Source organism: Flavobacterium amniphilum (assembly GCF_023634845.1).
Taxonomy (GTDB): domain Bacteria; phylum Bacteroidota; class Bacteroidia; order Flavobacteriales; family Flavobacteriaceae; genus Flavobacterium; species Flavobacterium amniphilum.
In genome coordinates this window covers 297,617-319,041 of the sequence record NZ_JAMLJL010000001.1, presented here as the reverse complement: position 1 = coordinate 319,041, position 21,425 = coordinate 297,617, and the positions used below count along the sequence as shown (strand labels likewise).

Annotated in this window: 7 protein-coding genes; 2 read left to right on the top strand and 5 right to left on the bottom strand. The window is 38.3% G+C overall.

Annotated features, from left to right (window positions below; translation table 11 throughout):
• Window positions 1-17: 17 nt before the first annotated feature.
• On the top strand, window positions 18-878 hold the full coding sequence (locus NAT51_RS01350) for a DUF4349 domain-containing protein (protein ID WP_250594311.1): 861 nt from the start codon (window positions 18-20) through the stop codon (window positions 876-878).
• A 2-nt stretch (window positions 879-880) separates the two neighbouring features.
• The gene (locus NAT51_RS01345; protein WP_250594309.1) at window positions 881-2,509 is read left to right on the top strand and encodes a S41 family peptidase; all 1,629 of its coding nucleotides are present in this window, start codon (window positions 881-883) and stop codon (window positions 2,507-2,509) included.
• Window positions 2,510-2,514: 5 nt separating this feature from the next.
• Here NAT51_RS01345 and NAT51_RS01340 read toward each other — a convergent pair whose 3' ends face one another.
• The 5 genes from NAT51_RS01340 to NAT51_RS01320 all read right to left on the bottom strand — a co-directional run bounded on the left by NAT51_RS01340 (window position 2,515) and on the right by NAT51_RS01320 (window position 21,403).
• A complete protein-coding gene (locus NAT51_RS01340) occupies window positions 2,515-2,961 on the bottom strand; it encodes a GNAT family N-acetyltransferase (protein ID WP_250594307.1) in 447 nt (148 codons plus the stop codon).
• 59 nt (window positions 2,962-3,020) lie between these two features.
• Complete coding sequence (locus NAT51_RS01335) at window positions 3,021-5,042, bottom strand: LysM peptidoglycan-binding domain-containing protein (protein ID WP_250594305.1); 2,022 nt, start codon at window positions 5,040-5,042, stop codon at window positions 3,021-3,023.
• A 105-nt stretch (window positions 5,043-5,147) separates the two neighbouring features.
• Complete coding sequence (locus NAT51_RS01330) at window positions 5,148-6,335, bottom strand: phosphoglycerate kinase (RefSeq protein ID WP_250594303.1); 1,188 nt, start codon at window positions 6,333-6,335, stop codon at window positions 5,148-5,150.
• Window positions 6,336-6,359: 24 nt separating this feature from the next.
• Window positions 6,360-7,325 (bottom strand): PorP/SprF family type IX secretion system membrane protein, encoded by a 966-nt coding sequence (locus NAT51_RS01325; RefSeq protein WP_250594301.1) that lies wholly within the window; start codon window positions 7,323-7,325, stop codon window positions 6,360-6,362.
• Window positions 7,326-7,366: 41 nt separating this feature from the next.
• On the bottom strand, window positions 7,367-21,403 hold the full coding sequence (locus NAT51_RS01320; RefSeq protein ID WP_250594299.1) for a T9SS type B sorting domain-containing protein: 14,037 nt from the start codon (window positions 21,401-21,403) through the stop codon (window positions 7,367-7,369).
• Window positions 21,404-21,425 lie beyond the last annotated feature (22 nt).

The window sequence follows — 21,425 nt, the reverse complement described above, 5'->3', positions numbered from 1 at the left end:
TATAAATTCTATATCTTATGCGTACACTATTTATCCTGCTTTTAGCAGCCAGTACATTTTTTTCCTGTAAAGAGGAATATGCAGAATCGAAAAGTGAAGCCATAATGGCCGTTGATTTACAAAAGCCTTCCTCTGCCTCATATGACAGTGAAGAAGCTGCTGCCAGTGAAGCTGTTGCTGTAGACTCAGCCGCAGTTGCAGTCAGTGCCCCTTCACCACAAACGCAGACCAAAATCATCAAAACGGCCGATTTAAGTTTTCAGACTCCTGATTTGAATGCTTCATACGAAAGTCTGAAAACCGGTATTACCAAATACAAAGCCATTGTCCAAAATGATGAATCAGGAAAAAACGATGAATCAGTATACCGCAATTTAACCATACGCATTCCCAGCCAGCATTTTGACGCATTCATTTCCGATATCGGCAAAGGCGTAAAACATTTTGACCGTAAAGAAATTTCCCAACAGGATGTCACCGAAGAATATGTGGATACTGAATCCCGCATGAAATCCAAAAAGAAACTGGAGGAACGTTATTTACAATTATTGGCAAAAGCTTCTAAGGTTTCCGAAATGCTTGAAATCGAAAAAAAATTAGCCGAAATCCGTGAAGAAATCGAAGCAAAAGAAGGCCAGCTCAAATACATGCAAAACCGTGTTTCGATGAGTACAGTAAATATTCAAATGTATACTTACAATGCCTCTGAAAGTGGTGCCACAGTATCCTTCGGAAGCAAAATCTGGAACTCTATCAAAGAGGGTTTCAACGGTTTATCCAATTTTATGTTAAGTATCATCAGTATTTGGCCCTTTATTCTTATTTTCGTAGGACTGTTTGTCTTCATTAAACGAAGATTCTTCAAGAAAAAAGGATAGTTATGTTAGCTTCAATCAAGAAAAGGTATGTACTCCCTGTTTTAGCAGGTGGTTTTTTATTTGTGGGTGTCAGTTTCAAGGAAGATTTCTTTGAAATTGCCAAACAGATCGAAATTTTCACAACGCTTTTTAAAACCGTGAATATGAATTATGTGGATCAGACCAATCCGGCAGATTTAATGGATAAAGCCATTAAAAGCATGTTGAATGACCTGGATCCGTATACGGTATATTTCAATGAAGGCGATGTTGCCCGGTTTAAGATCAACAGTACCGGCGAGTATACCGGTATTGGAGCCATGATAGCAAGAAAAGACGGAAGATTGGTTGTCAGGGAAGTTTATAAAAATTACCCAGCCGATAAAGCCGGATTGAAAGCCGGTGACGAAATCATCCAGATTGGCGATGTCCTTTTATCCGATTTCAAAGATGACGCCTCCCAATTACTGAAAGGAAGCCGTAATACGAAAATCGACATCAAATATAAACGATACAGCGAAACAAAGCAGACACAGCTTCTTTTGGATGAGGTGGATATTAAGGCCGTTCCTTTTTTTGGAAAGGTAGATGATAAAACCGGTTATATTGTTTTAACCCAATTCAATGCCAAAGCTTCGCAGGAAACCAAAGATGCACTTGAAAAACTGAAAGAACAGGGAGCAACACAGATTATTTTGGATTTGAGAGGTAATCCGGGTGGATTATTGGGTGAAGCCGTAAACATCTGTAGTTTGTTTGTACCAAATGGTGAAGTGATCGTGACCACAAAATCGAAAATACAAAAGCATAATAATACCTATAAAACTACCAGAAACCCAATCGATACCAACATTCCTTTGGCAATTCTGGTGGACGGGAAAAGTGCTTCGGCCAGTGAAATTGTGGCAGGTGCATTACAGGATTTAGACCGTGCAGTAGTAATTGGTTCCAGAAGTTTCGGGAAAGGATTGGTACAACGTCCTTTGGAACTAACGTATGGAACACAACTTAAAGTAACCATTTCCAGATATTATACGCCATCCGGAAGATGTATCCAGGCTTTGGATTATTCCAAAAAAGATGCTAACGGCAAGGCCATAAAAACCGATGCTAAAAATTACAATGCGTTTAAAACACGTGCCGGACGTACCGTTTATGATGGTGGTGGAATCCAACCCGATGTTGAATTGGACGAAAGCAAGAAAAGTGCCGTAACCGAAGCCTTATTGAGAAATGATGCCATTTTTGAATATGCCACACAATGGATTTCAAAAAATCAGACTTACAAGGAAGTTGGCGATGCTGATTTTAGCCATTTTAAAGCGTATTTAAAAGGCAAAAACTTCAGTTTCGACACCAAGACCGAACAATTACTGAAAGAAACTTTAGAACAGGCCAAAAAAGACAAATTAGACGCCACAATAAAATTACAGTACGATCAATTGATGGCCGCTATTCAGAAAGCCGAAGAAAGCGAATTGGACAAAAACAAAACTGAAATCCTGAACCAGTTAAAAGATGAACTGATTCTTCGTTTTCAATACAAGGAAGGTTTGTATCAAAATTATCTGAAGAGCAATTCGGAGATTAAAAAAGCCACACAGTTGTTGGCCAATACTACCGAATACAATAAAATTTTGAAGAAGCAATAGTTAACCTATTGCTTCTTCATTTCTATATGCGGGATATCATCTTCCAGGTACATTTCTGAAGTTTGTACAAATCCATGTCCTTCATAAAATTTCTGTAAATATTGCTGCGCCGAAATCGTAATATTGGTTTGGTTGAATTCCTTTGCAACGCTGGCTATGGCAACCTGCATTAAATCATGTCCTAATTTCTTATCACGGTGCTTCGGGGAAACGATTACCCTTCCTATCGAGGCTTCATCAAAGTATCCTCCAGCATCAAACAAACGGCAATACGCTGCCAAATCATCTCCAAGATAACCCAAAACGTGAATTGCTTTCTGGTCTTTCCCATCAATATCCTGATAAACACAATTTTGCTCCACTATAAAGACTTCACTTCGTAATTGTAGCATTTGATACAACTCGGCTGTAGAAAGCTCTTTAAAACGCTTTATTTTGAATTCTAATTTCATAATTGAAGTTTCCAACAAATTTAAAATAAAAAAGGGAATCTTCCGACTCCCTTTGTTTATTAGATTTTCAGCTTCATTCCAGGCTGTAAATCATTTTCTTTTATGTTATTTTTCTTTTTGATTTCAGCTACAGTGGTGTTGTGCTTTTGGGAAATTTTAAATAATGAATCTCCTTTTTGGACAACATATAACTTTTGCTCTTCGTATTTGTTCACCTTTTTCTTAGTATTCTCGACAACAACTTCCTGGCTTTTTTCGATTTTCAATTGATCGCCCACATTGATACTTGTAGTGGTCAAGTTGTTCCAGTTAAGAATTTCATCAACTCCAACTTTGTATATTTTTGCAATCTGGAAAATATTTTCGCCCTTTTTAACCACGTGTACATTTTCAGTATTTTGAACAGCAGCAATTGCTTCTTCTTTTTGTTCTGCAACAATTGGTTCAGCAGAATACTTCAAACGCAACTTGTCTCCTACTTTGATGTTACCGTCTTTCAGATTGTTGAATTTCTTCAAATCGGCTACATACATCTTGTGTTTTTTAGCAATTGTCACCAGAGTTTCTCCTGGTTCAACAGTGTGTTCTGCAACAGCTGAAGTATTTTTAATAACCGCTTCAGTATTTGTTTCTTTAACTTTAAGTGATTTTTTATCAGTTGCTTTCTCGGCAATTGCCTCTTCTTTAACAACCAAATCATCACTAACTTTAATTTTTAATTTTCTTCCTGCCTGAAGATTTGAAGATCGTAAGTTATTCCAATCTTTAACCTCTTTCATACTTACACCGTATTTGCTGGCAATCACGGCAAGATTATCTCCTCGTTTAACTGTATGGTATTTGGTACGAAGATTTGACTTTTCATTTGATGCCACCGCTTCTTCAAGAGGATTTTGTGTTAGAGTATCGCGGACGATTCTGGTTTTAACCTTAGGCGTTGGCACAAAACGTTTTTCACGTTTGCTTTCCTCATAATCCACATAAGCATACAATTTGTTTTCATTAGAAGCGAAAATGGCAATTTTCTTCTTCGGTAAAGTCACAAAATTAGTTTTCCCCGTTACGTATGGAACGACTTTCATTTTGTATGACGGATTCAGGAATTCGATATCAGAAGTTGGTATATCCAATAAATCTGATAATTGCTTAAATGATATTTTTCTTTTTACAGCAATGGTATCAGTTTCAAAATGATTAGCAACCGGTTTTTGCGGAACGATTCCATGTTCTTTGTGGTATTCGAAAATATACATGGTTGCTAAGAAAGCCGGCACATAACCTTGCGTTTCTCTTGGTAGTTTGTTTTTGATGTTCCAGAAATTCTGGTGACCTCCTGAACGGCGGATTGCTTTTGAAACATTTCCTGCACCTGAATTATAAGAAGCAAGTACCAATTCCCAATCTCCGAAGATTTTATACATACCAGCCATATAACGTGCAGCAGCATCCGAAGCTTTATATGCATCACTACGCTCATCAACATACGAATCAATTTTTAGTCCGTACTGTTTCCCTGTTTCATACATGAATTGCCATAAACCGGTAGCACCCACGCGTGAAACTGCTTTAGAATTTAAAGCTGATTCAACAATTGCCAGGTATTTGATTTCCAAAGGGACGTCATAACGTGCCATTGCTTCTTCAAACATGGGAAAATAAAATTGGGACAACCCCATTAAACGCTCATATGAACGTTTACGGTTTTTAAGAAAACTCTTTACAAGGTTTTCTAATTGTGGATTATAATCAATATTGAATGGAGATTTTTCATCCATTAAACGCAATCTTTCTTTGAAAAGCTCAGTTGGTAATTCATAATCAACCGGTGCGTTTAAATCCAGGGTTTTGATATCGGCTATTAAACCGTCAAAAATTTCCTGTGTAGAAGATAATTCTTTTATATACTGACTTTCAATACAATCAGTTGTAGCATCAACTACGAAAGTCTTCTTAATCGAATCAAGGTAAGATAATTTAATTACCGGTTTCACAATTGAATCCTTTTGTGAAACTTCTTGTGAAAAACCGTTATAAACCGGTAAAAGAACAAGCAAGGCTAAGGCAATAATCTTTTTAATCATAAGCTTATTTTTGTAAGTGATTATGAATCAGTTAATTGTGTTACGAATGCAAACATACTAAGTTTAAACGTAAAACATCGATAAAAGTTGTTAAAAATCGGATAATTAACACATTATTGCTGAAATACCAGGTAAATTCTTACCTTCTAGCATCTCTAACATTGCACCTCCGCCAGTAGAAACATAGCTCATTTTAGGTTCAAATCCGAATTGTTTTACAGCTGCAACACTGTCACCACCACCCACAAGTGAAAAAGCGCCTTTTTGTGTAGCTTCTGCAATAAAATTACCTAATTCAATGGTACCATTTGAAAAAGAATCCATTTCAAATACCCCAAGCGGGCCGTTCCAAAGAATAGTTTTGGAGTTTAAGATTACATCTTTAATTTGTTCCAATGATTTTGGTCCTGCGTCAAGACCTTGCCAACCATCCGGAATAGCATTTACATCCACGACCTGTGTTTCGGCATCGTTAGCAAAAGCATTTGCCGCCACAACATCAACCGGAAGATGGATTTGTACATTTTTTTCTTTGGCTTTAGCCAGAATATCAAGCGCTAATTCTAATTTATCATCTTCACAAATCGAATTACCAATCTTGCCACCCAAGGCTTTAATAAAAGTAAAAGTCATACCTCCACCGATAATCATATGGTCAATTTTGTCCAATACATTTTCGATTACGGTAATCTTTGAAGAAACTTTACTTCCGCCTAAAACGGCAGTAACCGGTTTGACGCTATTATTAAGCACTTTATTCAAACTCTCAATCTCTTTTGCCAGCAGCAATCCAAAACATCTGCTTTCAGGAAAAAACTGTGCTATAATTGTTGTAGAAGCATGTGCTCTATGAGCCGTTCCAAAAGCATCGTTCACATAGATATCACCAAGTGAAGCTAATTGTTTGGAAAATTCAATATCTCCGGCTTCCTCTTCTTTATAAAAACGAAGGTTTTCCAATAAAAGAACTTCCCCCTGTTTTAAATTTTGGGATGCATTTTCAGCAATATGACCAACACAATCCGAAGCAAATGTAACAGGCCTGCCGAGAATCTCGGCAGTTCTGTCAACTATATGTCTTAATGAAAACTCATCCTGAACCCCTTTAGGACGTCCTAAATGCGACATTAAAATTACACTTCCGCCATCAGCAAGAATTTTATCGATAGTTGGTTTAGCAGCTTCGATACGGGTTGCATCCGTTACTTCAAATTTATCATTCAGCGGTACGTTAAAATCAACGCGGATTATGGCTTTTTTGTCTCTAAAGTTAAAATCAGTCAAGGTTTTCATTTTGGCTTTTAAAAGTTTAAATTATTAATCTTCTGCTACAGCAGTTTGTGTACAAGGACAGTTGCTGATACCCTGGAAGAAATCCCATCCTAAGGTAATCATATGTGTTCCTGAAGTGTAAGCTTGGATTTCACTGGTAAATATCTGATAGGAATAACCCATATAGAAACCACCTTTCTTCAAACCTAACATTGGTCCGATGGATAAAGGCTTAAAAGGCTGATCGTTCAACATACGGTAAGTGACACCACCCCAGAAATAACCTGTTTTCTGATAATCCAACCAACGTGCCTTGATATTAACATCTGTAGATGAACGTCCGTCACTTTCAAATAATTGAAAGTAAGCTGACGGTTCAAATTCAACTCTGCTGCTTCTGTTTCCTCTGAAAGTATAACCTGTATATATTTGGTAATTTCTTAACAAATTAGGCTCATTCAAAGTGGTAGCAAATTTCTTGATGTCTTTGTTAACCAAGTTACTTGCATTGAAAGCTGCAAAGAAACCTCCTCTGCGGTAAAGTATACTCGCATCAAAGTTCGTATTTGATGTATAACGGTCGTTAGTTACACTTGGATCGACAGTATTAAAATTTGGATCAATCCTGAAATTATTCACATTTAAGGACATACCAAAAGATAGATACTGTTTAGTAGGATAATCCAGGATAATATGGTGAGCAAACGAGACTTTACCTCCCGTTTGCTGCGTGTTACCATTACTATCGTTATACAAGTTGATTCCGACACCAGATTGGTCAAAAATCCTGAAATCTGCATATAAGGCCTGATTTGCCGGTGCATCATCGATTCCGACCCATTGGAAGAAACCATTTACTCTTGTTCTGAAATTGTCACCAATACCGGCATAAGTAGGAGATATCACATAAGGATTATCTGCTAGATATTGAGTTGCCGCAGGTAAATTTAACTCTTGAGCAAATCCATTCGAAAATGAAGCCATTACAACTGCAATAAAGAGTCTTTTCATTTGGGGTATTTTAAATTTAAAGTTCATAGCTCTGAGTTATATTATCTATACAATGTAAAGTGACCAACGTACTCTTTATCATCATTACCATTAATCTTAATCACGTACCAGTAATCACCTGAAGGCAATTCATTTCCTTCATATGTACCGTCCCAAGTCTGACCAACTTTCAACTCAGCAATCTGACGTCCATAACGATCGTAGATTCTAGTTTTTAGGTTTGGATAGATCTCTGAACAACCAGGAGTCCAAGTATCATTGTTACCGTTTCCATCCGGTGTAAACACATCAGGAATACACAATGGTATGAAAGTTACCGGTAAAGATGCTGTTGCACTACATCCAGAACTGTCAGTCGCAACTACTGTCAACACACCAGATTCAAGGTAAACAAATGTACCCGGAGATGTTTGATCACCACTTACACCAGAGAATGTATAAGTATATCCTCCACTTCCGCCTGATGCTGTTGCAATTGCTGTATTGATAGTTGTAGGTGAAGGTACTAAAGTAACGCTCACCGGAATAACTGGATTAATTGTAAAATTACGTGTGTCTTTCGAACAACCGTTAGGACCTAAAACATTGATTTGGAATGTCCCACCAGCTAGTAAAGCCGCACCGTAAAACGGATTAGTCGATTCGAATACCGGACTTGTTTGAGGAGGATAAGCTCCAAGAGTAAACGTATAACCAGCACCGAAGTTACCATTTGGATCAAGTGTATTAACTACTGTTATTTTTACACCTGACAATCCATCAGGATCACCAACAACATCATAACACATCGCTTCAACCAATACATCAGGATTAAAGTTATCACCGCTACCGATTATTTGATCGATATTAGTGGCACATCCGTTAGCATCAACAACATACACTGTGTAAACACCACCATTAAGACCAGTAAATTGGTAAGTAGTAGTTCCTAAAGGTAAGTTAACTGTTGATCCGATTACCGGTGTTGTTGTACCAGGGTAAACAACTTCATAATGTACAGCATAAGGAGCAGTACCACCAATCATTGAAACATCAATACTTCCAAGATTCTGTTCAGCACATTCCTCATCCATATAATTAGTTACATTAACATTTAATGAAGCCAATGGTTGATTAACTGTGATTATAGCTTGAACGTTACATCCAAAATCCTGATCAATAACATTCACCACATAAGTAACACCTCCATATAAACCAGTGATTACATATGGCTGAGCAGGGTTAGTCACAGTAAATGTTTCAACTGGATCTGTTGTTCCTTGTTGACGGATATTGAATTGGACTGTTCCTCTGTAACCAGAGAAGACCATAGTAATAGTACCTGTTGGCTCTCCGAAACATCTAGCATCACTAGGAGTAAACACTACGTTGAATGGCTGTGAAGGCTCAGTGACAGTAATATTAACAGTTACAGGAGTACAGTTACCACTAGTAACACTTACAACATAATTACCCGCAGTCAAGTTAGGGAAATCACCGTTTGTCTGTGGTCCAACCGGTCCGCCAGGACCAGTTAATGTATACTGATATCCACCAATACCACCAGATGCCATTACATGGATGCTTGCATCATTACCACCAAAACAGTTAATAACTGAATCTGTAGAAGAAAGAACATTAAGCGTTAACGGTTGTAATTGATCGATTTTAACTTCATTCGAAACAAAACTGATACATCCGTTAGCATCCTGAACATAATAACTGTATGTTCCAACCGATACATTAGTCAATGTAATAGAAGGATTGAAAGATCCGGCAAATGGTCCAGAAGCCGATGTACTATAACTATATGGAGCCACACCGCCAGTTGCTGTTATTGTCAACGAAGCTGAACTATCAGCACATTGCTGTGAATTTGCCACCATTGCAACTGTCGCCTGAACTTGTGTTCTTGGCAAAATAGTCACAGGAATAGGATTAGAAGCACAACTCCATCCGTCATGGATGATAACTTCATAAGTACCGGCACCTAAATTATTAAATACATTAGATGCTTGTGGCCCTGAAGAAGCAACAACAGGAGTCAATGTATTCAATGTATAAGTATAATTTGATCCCTGGCCACCTATTGCACCAGTAACCGTGATCGACATATTCTGATCACCGAAACAGTTAACAGTTTGCGTTGCAATAGCATTAGCTGTGATTGGTGTTGGATTAGTCAAAATAACATTTTCACTATAAACACATCCTCTTACATCACGTACATATACTGTATAAGTACCTTGTGTCAAATTATTGAAAACTGAGTTTATACCATAAGGAACAACTACAGTCGCACCTAACTGTAATTGATATTCATATTGTCCATTCCATCCACCAGTTGCTATAGCTGTAATTGATCCGTCATTGTTACCAGCAACACAAGTAATCGGGGCAGAACTTAAATTTAAATCAAGAGCTGCAGAAGGCTGATCAACTGTAAATGAAATAGTAGCTGGGCAGTATGGAGAATTAATTAATGTAGCCGTTAAAGTGTAAGTTCCGGCAGTCAAATTGTTAATTACAAGTGGACCGGCACTTGGAGAAGTTCCAGGTGTAGACACAGCTGTTGTATTATTAACCAAAACATAATTAAATGCTCCAGCATCATTTGTAGGAACTAAATTGTTATCCACAAACTGAACAATAACTGAACCGTTATTTCCACCAAAACAAGTAATATGACTGGTCACATTAGCCTGAATATCAAAACTGTTAGGATCAAAAACATAATGGATTTTTTGTGAACTACAATTTGTATCAGGATTAGTCACAGTAATCATATAATCACCTATCGTTAATCCAGTAAACAATCCTGTTGTATTTGTTTGAGTAAATCCTGCAGGTATTGAATCAATTGTATAAATTAAACTTGATGGTGTACCTCCAGTAGTTGTTACACCAACCTGAATCGTTTCAGGATTTGTACAAGTAATAGGAGTTACAACTGTGATGTTAGGTTCTGAAATCGAAACATAAGGGATTACATTTACAGTTGCCGTTCCCAAACATCCATTAGTATCATAAACATTAACTGTGTATGCTCCACCAGCTAAATTCGTAACATTATAAACATTGCTTGCTCCACTCTGAAGAACTGTAGCACCTTGAAGGAATTCATAAATATTATAAACTCCAGTACCGCCCGTTACACCATTAACAGTGATAGTAGCAAAATTGACATTATTAGTGTTCGCATTACAATTGAAATTAACAACAATAGGAGCTGGTACATTTACAGCTGCCGGTTCGTTAACCGTTACATTCAATGTAGCAATACATCCTCTTCCAGAATTAACCTGAACAGTGTAGTTACCTGTAACAAGACCAGTAAATACGTTACTGTTTTGTGCAGGGAAAGTAACAGGTCCAGCGATAATCGCGTAAGTATAAACTGGGTTATCATTTCCAGCGTTTAATGTTACTGTAATTGTACCATTATTTCCACCGAAACAACTAACCGGAGTACTAGCCAATGTGAACGTTACCGGAGTTGGTACCCCTAAAGTAACCGTTGCATTTGTTGTACATAAAGTAGTTGCATCCGTAACTGTAATTGTGTATGTACCAGCAGGTAATCCAGAAATTACATTACCAGCAATTATACCGGCAACAGGAGCGATACTATAAGTATAAGTACCTGAACCTCCACTTGCATTGATTGTAATTGTACCATCATTATTTGCACATGTTGGTAACGCTGTAATTGAAGTCGTTACACCAAGAGCAGGGTAAATAGTGATTGTATCAGTAGCCGTACATCCGTTAGCATCTCTCACTGTAACAGTATACGGAGTCGCAGAAGCAACTACAGTAAATGTAGGACTGCTTTGGAAAGCACCACCAATACTATAAGTCAATGGAGCAACACCAGTACCTGTAACCGTGAAAGTATAAGTAGCACCTGTAGAAGTACATTGGTCAGCAGCTAAAGTCGGTGCATTAACTGTTGGCATTGGATCAGTAGCAATAGTAACATCTAACATCGCTCTACATCCGTTAGCATCCTGTACCCAAACATCCCATTGTGTATTAGTTGCTGGGTTCAATGAAGCTGTATTTGAAGCTGTGAAATTAGCAGGAATTGGAGCAACACCATTTTGCATGAATGCATAGGTATAACCTGGTGTACCGCCTGTACCGATTACAGTAACCTGTGCATTCGCTGTACAGTTCGCATTGATATTTGATACTAAGTTGATACCAACAGCAGTTGCAGGCGTTGTTACACTGATTACACCTGTAGTATCCTGACAGAAAGGCGAAGCAACTTCAGTAATTTGTACTGTATAATTTCCGGCAGGTAAACCTGTTGGAATTGTGAATGGATTAGTAGAAGTGTTACCAGCACCACCGGCAACAGGGTTATTGCTTGCATCAAATACTGTATAGTTGTAAGCACCTGTATATCCAGTCACATTAATTGAAATTGATCCATTAGTTCCTCCTAAACAAGATACTCCATTAACTAATGTTCCTGTAACATCAAGGTTGTTGAAAGGATTAACTGTATATGTAGCATCAATAGAACATCCGGTTGTAACATCAACTACATGTATAGTATATGTACCAGGAGCCGGTAAGTTGAATACATTAGAAGCTTGTGGAGTTCCTGAAGGCATTAATTGATAAGTGAAAGTTCCAGAACCGCCCGATACAGTAACATTCACCACTTCAGGGTTAGTACATGTAATTGCAGTTACTTGGTTGATTGTAGCAGAAACCAATCTAGGTAAACGGTTAATTGTTACCGTGTTCGTTCCGATACAACCATTATTGTCTTTCACATAAACCGTAAATGTTTGGTTTACGTTTGTATTCACAATTTGGAAAGTATTTCCTGTGAAATAATTTGTACCATCAATACTGTAAGTATATGGAGTAGTACCTCCACCGCCAACTACAGTAATTGTTGATGTATTTTCTGAATTATCAGGAGCACACGTAAATGCCGTTGCTGATGCCGTTGCTGTAACAACAGTCGGTTCATTAACTACAAAATTTTGTTGAGCTGAACATCCTCTACCTGAATTTACCTGAACAGTATATGTACCAACCGGTAAACCGGTAAACACGTTAGAAGTTTGAGGTGCTACAACAATTGGTGCCAAGATTTGATATGTATATACAGGATTGTTATTACCTGCATTTAATGTAACAGTAATTGTTCCGTCTGAACCACCATTACAGCTCACCATTGTTGATGAAGCGGTAAAAGTTACAGGAGTTGGAGCTCCTAAAGTTACCGGAATATTGAATGTACACAATGTAGTGGCATCTGTAATGGTAACTGTATAAGTTCCTGCCGGTAAACCTGAAATAGTAGCAGGATTAGTACCTGAAATAGTTCCGGCAACAGGAGAAATTGAATACGTATAAGTACCAGAACCTCCACTAGGTGTTACAACGATAACACCGTCATTATTAGCACAAGTTGGTAAAGCTGTAGTAGCACTTGCTCCTGAAAGTGGAGTTAAAATAGTAATATTTACTGTTTCACCACAACCATTTACATCACGAACCTGAACAGTGTGGGCACCAGAAGACAATCCTGTAATCATGTGAGGGAAAGTAACTGTTTGGAAAGCACCACCATCAAGACTTAATGAATAAGGAGCGACACCTACTGTATTCAATGTTACGTTAAGCGAGAAGTTACCTTGAGCCGCACAAGCGTTAATTAATGTCACATCGATATCAGGAGTAGCATCAAGGTTAACTGTTACTGATGTACTTACGATACATCCGTTAGCATCTCTTACATATACTGTGTATGTTCCAGATTCAACATTAAATGTATTTGAAGCTCCATAAGTAACACCATCAATACTGTATGTATATGGGGATGTTCCGCCTTGACCAGTAGCAGTGATAACACCTGCATTAAGATTACAATTGTCATTTTTAATTGAACTGGCAGTAATTGTTAATGGTGTTAAAGATTCAACAACGTTAAATACAGGAGTTGAAACTGAACATCCATTATGAACACCACTTGTTTCAGTTAATAAAACAAAGTATGAACCTGGAGCCAATGGACCAATATTATTAATAGTAAATGGTCCACCCGGTAAACCAGCAACGTTAGTTGGTCCAACAACAGGTGCTAATGTCGCAGAATTATAAACAGTCCACAAAACCGAAGTTCCGCTATAATTATTGATTGTCAAACTAACATTTGCATCAGCACTTCCTCTACACGTCACGTTATTCACAACATTAATTGATGTTGTCATTGTCGAGTTAGAAGCAGTACTAGTATCAGCCTGTGCATAGTAATAACAGTTAGTTGCTTGATCCCAAACAACAAACGAATAAGTAACACCAGTTAGTAAGCCTGTAAAGGTTGATGTTCCTGAACCAGCAGGCATTTCCGGTTGCCATCCAGCACCAGCCGGAGGAAGAGTTGAAGTTGGATACAATGAGAAGTAGTAAGGACCGCTTGACCCAAATGTCGAAACAGCATCTACAACAACTGTTGCACCAGATAAACAGTCACCCGGAGGTAAAACTGTTGCAGTAATATCTAAACCAGATACAGGTGAAGCAATTGCAATATTGCTATTAGTGATTTTACAACCATTAGCATCAGTAACGCTTAAGTCATAGAAACCGAAATCTAAGTTAGTAAAACAGTGATTAATACCAGCTGTTGCAGCATTAAATACCTGTGGAGGATTTCCATTTGATAAATCAATCAAAGTATATACGTAAGGAGCAACTCCTCCAGCCACACTTTGAACACAAATCTGACCTAAAACAGTACCTCCGGCAGTACACTGAATAGGAACTACACTGGTTGTGAAAGTAATTTGAGGATTTTGTGTTATTGATATTGAACCTGAAACCGTACACATTTTTGTATCTCTAACAATATATGTATAAGTTCCTGCAGGTAAATTTGAATATGTAAAGTTAGAAGTGAAACCACCTCCATTGAAATTAATTTGGTAAGGACCAACACCACCACCAGGTGTAAATGTAACTGAACCGGTAGCATCACCGAAACACAATACATTAACTTGTGTAGAAGTCACTGTAACCGGAACCAAAGGTGGAACAGTAATAGTTCCTGATTGAACCGTACATCCTCTTACATCCGTAACCAAGAATACATATGTACCAGGATTTGCTGTCAACACTGTATGATTAAATGTAGAACCTGCTACAGCAATCGGAGCACCAAATCCACCACCATTATAATTCACCTGATAAGTATAACCTGGATATCCACCGCTGATAGTACCGGTAATAACTCCATTTGGAGAAGCCGTACAGTCAAAATCTTTAGTTAATACTGTATTTAAAGTTAACTGTGGATTAATCGTTTGTGTGAAAGGGACAGCATTTGTACATCCGAATGCGTCTCTTACACTGATTGTGTATGTTCCCGGAGCTAAGTTCGGGAATGTATGACCATTAACCGGCGTGTTACTTGGTGCATAAGCTCCACCATTGATACTGAACTCATAAGGTGCAACTCCGCTTGCAGCTGTAACTACAAGTGTAGCGCCATTAGTTGTATCATAACAGAAGTCGGATGTTGCATTTAATGTCAACGTTGGTTGAATTGGAGCAGCAAGCGTAAATGGTCTTGTGATAGAACATCCGTTTGCATCTACAATTGTAATATTATATGATCCGGCTGGTACATTTGAGAACGTGTTACCAGACTGTGTACCTGCAACCGGTGAAATAGCATAAGTGTAACCACCCCAACCGCCAGATGCGTTAACCGTAACCGAACCGTTAGCAGCACATGTAACAGGTGAAGTTGTTAAAGTAGCAGTCAGTGGAGTAGAAGGTGCACTTATTGTTACCGAAGTAGTTGCTGTACAAGCGGTCGTAGGATTTACAATGTTGATTGTATATGTACCTGCAGGTAAGTTATTTACAGTAACTGATGGTGTACCCACGTTAGTTCCTGAATCACCAGGGAAACCATTCGGAGTAATCGTATAATTATAAGTTGGGCTAAATCCTGAAACAGTAAATCTGATTGATCCTGTTGCACTGCCCACACATTGAATATTATTATTCACAACCGCACTAACTGTTAAAGCAGCTAATGGATTGATTGTGAAAGATTCTTGGTAAGAACAATTTCTTCCATCTGTAACTTGGAAAGTGTAAGTACCAGGTGCAAGATTGTTATATACATGACGGTTAGGTGGTAAATTACTTGCCTGAATTCCACCAACAAATGGTGCAATAATTTGGAAAGTCATCGGTGTTGCACCACCTGTAACAGTTAATGTTACATTAGATGTATTTCCAGATGTACAAGTTACCGGAGTTGCACTGAATGTAATATCTGTAGGAGGTGTTAATGCTGTTACAGTAACAGTTGTTGTCGCTGTACATCCATTTGCATCCCTAACAGTTATAGTGTATGTTCCTGCGCTACTTACAGAAAATAAGTTAGATGCTTGAAATGTTACACCGTTTATACTGTATGAAAGTACGCCAGTACCACCTGAAGCAGTAACCGTAATTACACCATTCGAAGTACAAGTATACTGCGTTGTCAATGTTGCAGAAACAGTTATTGCAGTTGGTTGAGTAATTGTTACTGAACCATTGAAAGTACATTGTTTTGCATCACGTACAATATAGTTATAAGTACCTGCAGCTAATCCGCTATATGTAGTGGTAGCTGTGAAAGGACTTCCGTTGAAGCTGATTTGGTAAGGGGCTGTTCCTGATGAAGGTGTTATAGTAACACTTCCATTTGAAAGACCATTACAAGTAACATTTGTTACTGTATGAGTAGCTGTAGGATTAACTCGAGCAGGAATAGTAATCACTCCCGAAGAAGCAATACAGCCTCTTGTATCAGTCACTTGGAATTGATACGTTCCCGGATTTGCAACAGGAACAGAATAAGTAAATGGATTACCTGCCGGAGCCGGTGCTATGGCAACATAACCTCCGCCATTGTAATTTACCTGATAAGTATAACCAGGATAACCTCCTGCAGTTGTAACAGAAATTGTACCATTAGGTGAAGCCGTACAATCAAAATCCTTAGTTAATACAGCATTAATTGTTAACTGAGGATTAATTGTTTGGGTAAATGCAGCTGCATTAGTACAACCGTAAGCATCTCTTACAGCTATTGTATATGTACCAGGTGTTAAACCATTAAATGTATGTTGGTTAGTTGGTGTATTACTTGGTACAAACGCTCCCCCATTGATACTGAATTCATATGGGGCAACTCCATTTGCAGCTGTAACTATAAGTGTTGCAGCATTAGTTCCATCATAACAGAAGTCCGATGTTGCATTTAAAGTTAATGTTGGTGAAGCAGGAGCTGTTATGGTAAGTGTTGAATCTGTTGGATCAGTACATCCATTTGCATCCCTAACGGTAACCGTATAAGTTCCCGGAGGCACGTTTGTAAATGTCCCTGATGACTGGTATGCAACTGTATATGGTGCTCCAAGTGCAGTTGTACCTGATAATTGATAGCTATAAGCAGGTGTACCACCTACTGCAGTAGCAGTAACAATAGCATTAGAAGAACAAGTAGCAGGTCCAGCAGTTGCGCTTGCAACTAATGGTGCTGGAGTCGATATAACTTGCGGTAATGTAAAACTACATGATGCTACAGGAGGTACACTGGCATATCTAACCAATACATGTCCCGGATAACCAGCCGGTACATTCACAGTAATTGGTGATGTCAATTGTGCTGTTGACCATGTTACTCCATTATCCATTGAATATTGATAACCAACTGATCCATAATTTTGAGCAGCTATTGTAATTGTTCCATCATTCAATCCTGCACAAGACACATCTCTGTGACCAACAATTTGCGCTGAAAATGCCTGATTACAAGGTAAATTTAAAGGAAAAGTTCTTGTAGTCAAACAAGCAACCGGTAACTGATAAACCTCAATATCATCAATAACCACATCATTACCACTAGTGACAGCGATATTTGATCTGATAACAAAGCTCAAACTTGTGTTAGCACCTGGATTTAAAGATACATTATAGTTTAACCACGTATTTGATTTAGGTATATCTCCTGTATTTGCTGTTGCAATAATTGTTTCTGTCGGTAAGCCAAGATTTCTAACCAACTGAATTGTTAAATTCGGCGGACTTTGTGTATTTGAAGGATCAATTCGAAGCAAATTTCCTGCCCATAATGAAACTCTAATATCCTGATTAGGGATGATGTCATTGATTGGCTTTGTATATAAAATACCGCCAACACCTGCAACACCACCAATATTAATTGCTAAAAATCTTCCATTAGGGTTTGCTCCATTTGAAGTATGGTCAGCATAATTATGCCATGCCCCAAAAGGAAATAAAATTCGTTTTGTTACAGAGTAGTCACCATCGTTAATTTGTGCACTTCCTCTACACCAGCTTGCTGCACTATTAATTTGTCTTTCAAAGCAATAGTTAGTATTGATACCTGGTGAAGTGGTATCGTCTCCCTGACCGAAATCTTCTCTTAAAAGATTACTGAAAGTAGGAGGTGACACCAATGTATAATTAACCGTAACTGTTGGATTTCCACATGGTACGTTAGTAAATACATTTGAATTTGGATCATGTGGCGGAACCAAAGGTGGATTAATAGAATATGTATAAGTATAACTGCTACCGGCATTATTTACTGTTACTGTTGATGTTGATGTTCCATCACAATTGTAAGATGGGTTACTAACAGTAATAGTTGGTGCAGCAGGAATAGGATCAAGAGTTACCGTCATGAAATACTCACAAAGGTTAGCATCTCTAACTGAAATTGTATAAGTCCCAGGAGGTAAATTAGCCTGATTCGAATTTTGATAACCAGACCCAAAATTATACTGGTATAAGTTTGGTGCCGGATATGGAGTTCCACCTTGTACGTTAGTAATTCTTACAATACCGTTACCTCCGTTAGTGTCACATGCTACCGCTGCAACTCCGCCTGATGCAATCAATGGATTAGCCGGTTCTGAAATAGTTACTGTTTGTGGAGTAGTAGTACATACTGCTGTTCCAGTTGTGTATTGAACAACTGCTGTATATGTTCCAACACCTAATCCGGTGAATACATTTGAGTTAGACCAAGTTGTACCATTATTGATACTGTACTGAAGTGCATTACCATTAGCGTTAGTAACATTGAAAGTAATGGTTCCGTTGTTTGCACCATTACATAAAATATTTGTTGATGCTACCGTATAAACAGGAGGTTGTACCTGATTTACAACTATTGTCGTAACTGCCTGACAGTTATTTGCATCAACAACAGTTGTTGTGTAGGTTCCTGGCGTACTAACCGTTACGGTATTAGTTGTTTGGAAAGCACCTGCCGGAGGTGTAGTATTTACATAATATGCATATGGAGGTGTTCCTCCGGTTACATTAATAGTAATTTCACCCGGATTACAAGACAATGGTCTTGTTAAAGCTGATGTAGCAACTAATTGGGTAGGATTATTAATAGTGAATGTAGCATTTTGTGTACATCCATTATCTGTTCTTACTACCCATGTATAAGTTTGTCCCGGAGTTAAATTCGGGAATGTATAAGTATTCGAAGCTTGAGGCCCAGCGCTGGCAACTAAAGGTCCGGCCGGACTTGCACCTGAATGCAATTCAAAATAATATTGAGGGTTTACGTCATTAATACCTAATGTAATACTTCCTCTGTCACCAAAACATAACGGTTGGGTAACGTTAGCAGTAACCGTAAAGTTTCTTTGACGAACCTGAATATTTGGTACAGAGAATAAACATCCGTTAGTAAATCCTGTTTGTCTGATAAACACAGTGTAATTTCCTGCAACAGTGATATTACAGAATACATTACTTGCTTGCCAAACTCCTGTTGCTGCTCCAGCAGGTGTTGATAAACTGAATTCATATCCTGAAGAAGGAACATTATTCACAGTTATACAACCCGGCGTAGTACATATAATATCTGTAGCAACTACCTGAGGATTCAGTAAGTTTTGGGAAACGTTAAAATAGAAAACACTTGTACAGTTCCCCGGATATCTAATGATAATCTTATATTGTCCGGCTGCAGTTACAGTATAGGATGGTCCGGTGAAAATACTAGTCCAGGATGAGTTACATGCAGGATTAGTATTTGCACAAGTAACCGGAAGACCCGAATTACAAGGACTTGTCAGTTGGTACCATTCGATTGAAGTTGCATCAGCAATATTTGTTGTGATGGTTTGTGTATCAGTAGCACCACATAAATATATATAAGGTAACTGTACTCCATCATTCGGACAAATAACGATTTCATCTGCATAAGGAATAACCGGATTTGTTACACCAGTACCAAAAGTAATTACGTTGAAAGTAATTGGAATATCGATACATGGATCCGGAGCATTACATAAAACAGTATATGTTCCCGGTTGGGTTACTGTAACTGTTTGTCCTCCGGGAGGTGATACCGGACCAGGTCCGCTCCAAGTATAAGTTGTATATCCGTTTGGCGCTGTTAACTGCACGCTGTTTCCACAAAGAATTACATTTTGTGAAAACACACAGTCATCAATATTACCGATAAAGTTAGTAGGTGAAGGAGTTCCTAAGTTACAAGCTGTAAAAGTTGATAAACTCGGGTCATCAGTAACAGGAGTTGTATTGATAACACCTTGGTAACTTGCGAAAGCCTGATTAATAATTCTGTTTTCACAAGCATCAACTAATTCATAACAGTTTTCAACTACACGAACCCTGATTCTTATTACACTTCTTGGATCACCAACGTTTACAATCGTCGGATCTACATTAAATCTAATCTCTCTTGTTCCGGCATTGTAAGAAGCTACAGTAACTCCCGGAGGTAAAATTAAATCAGTAGGGTGATTGTAAATGATATTAACAGGTAAAACGTCACGGATTGTAACGTTAGTAGCATCGTCATTTCCAATATTCTGAAAACCGATGACATAAGTAAGGTATTGTCCTAAGTTAACAGCAGATCCGTCAGGTATTGGATTTCCGGCACTGTCTTCAACTGTTTTGGTCAATACAATCTGAGGTTCAATAATATCTACGGCAAAAGCGTTGAAGAAATAAAAATAAACGTCTTGCGTACTTCCCAATCGGATAGTAGCTGAAGTAGCATTATTACCCAATACGGAGTTTCCTGGGTTAAAATTTGTTACAATTCCGGCATCAAATCCCAACGTATTATCACTGGCCGGATTTCTCGAAGCAGCAATACCATTTACATCAGTTATGGTACTGTTAAAGAAGTTAGTGGTTGTTCTGGGTCTTGTACCTGCTACTGTTGAAATTGTGTTACCATTAATTCTAAGGTAGTCTCCTGTAATATCGTAATCCCCTTCCAAACATGAAAAAGCAAATTTTGCTCTTACAGGTCCGGCAGGAATAGTTCTAAATCCAGTAATTGGGATATCTAGAGTAGTCGCTCCGCCAATTCCACTGAATCCGTCGAAGGAAACAATCGATTTAGCCGGCAAAAGAGGATCTTCATAAACAATAAAAATGGACCAACCAGCACTTAATCCGGTCCCTCCATTACTTCCTGTACTTGACATTACGTTTGCTACGGTATATGTTCCTTGTGGATTTGCTAGCCCTGTCACAAGAGAAGTTATATCGTAATAACATGCATACACTTTATTCTGATCAGTACCGATAGGTGCACTAGGATCATCATGAACAATCGTTCCCGTTATATTGGTATACGTGGAAGATCCGGGCAGTTTCAATTTAACCTGATCGATTCCAGTACGGGTGTTGCTCTGCAAAATACCTGCCCAATACAAACCTGCATACCTGATGCGGTAACAGCTTGCACTTGTAGGTGGTATTGTCAAATCGGCGCTGCTTGAACTAAAAGTAGAAGCATCTGAATCGATATCGATATAGGCCATTGTGGCACTTCCGTTTTGTCCGGTTCCGTTATAGGCGACGTTGGGACCATTACTTGAAGTAGTTCTATTGATCGTATTATTTCCAATCAATAAAATATCTCCCTTCAAATCCTGGTCAAACCGGGGCGTGAACGGCTTTAAATTTTGTGCAACGACCGAACTGCAAAAGAGCAGTAGCACGGTCAACAGTGAGTAGATTTTTAACTTCATAGGGCTAGGTTTTTCTTTATTT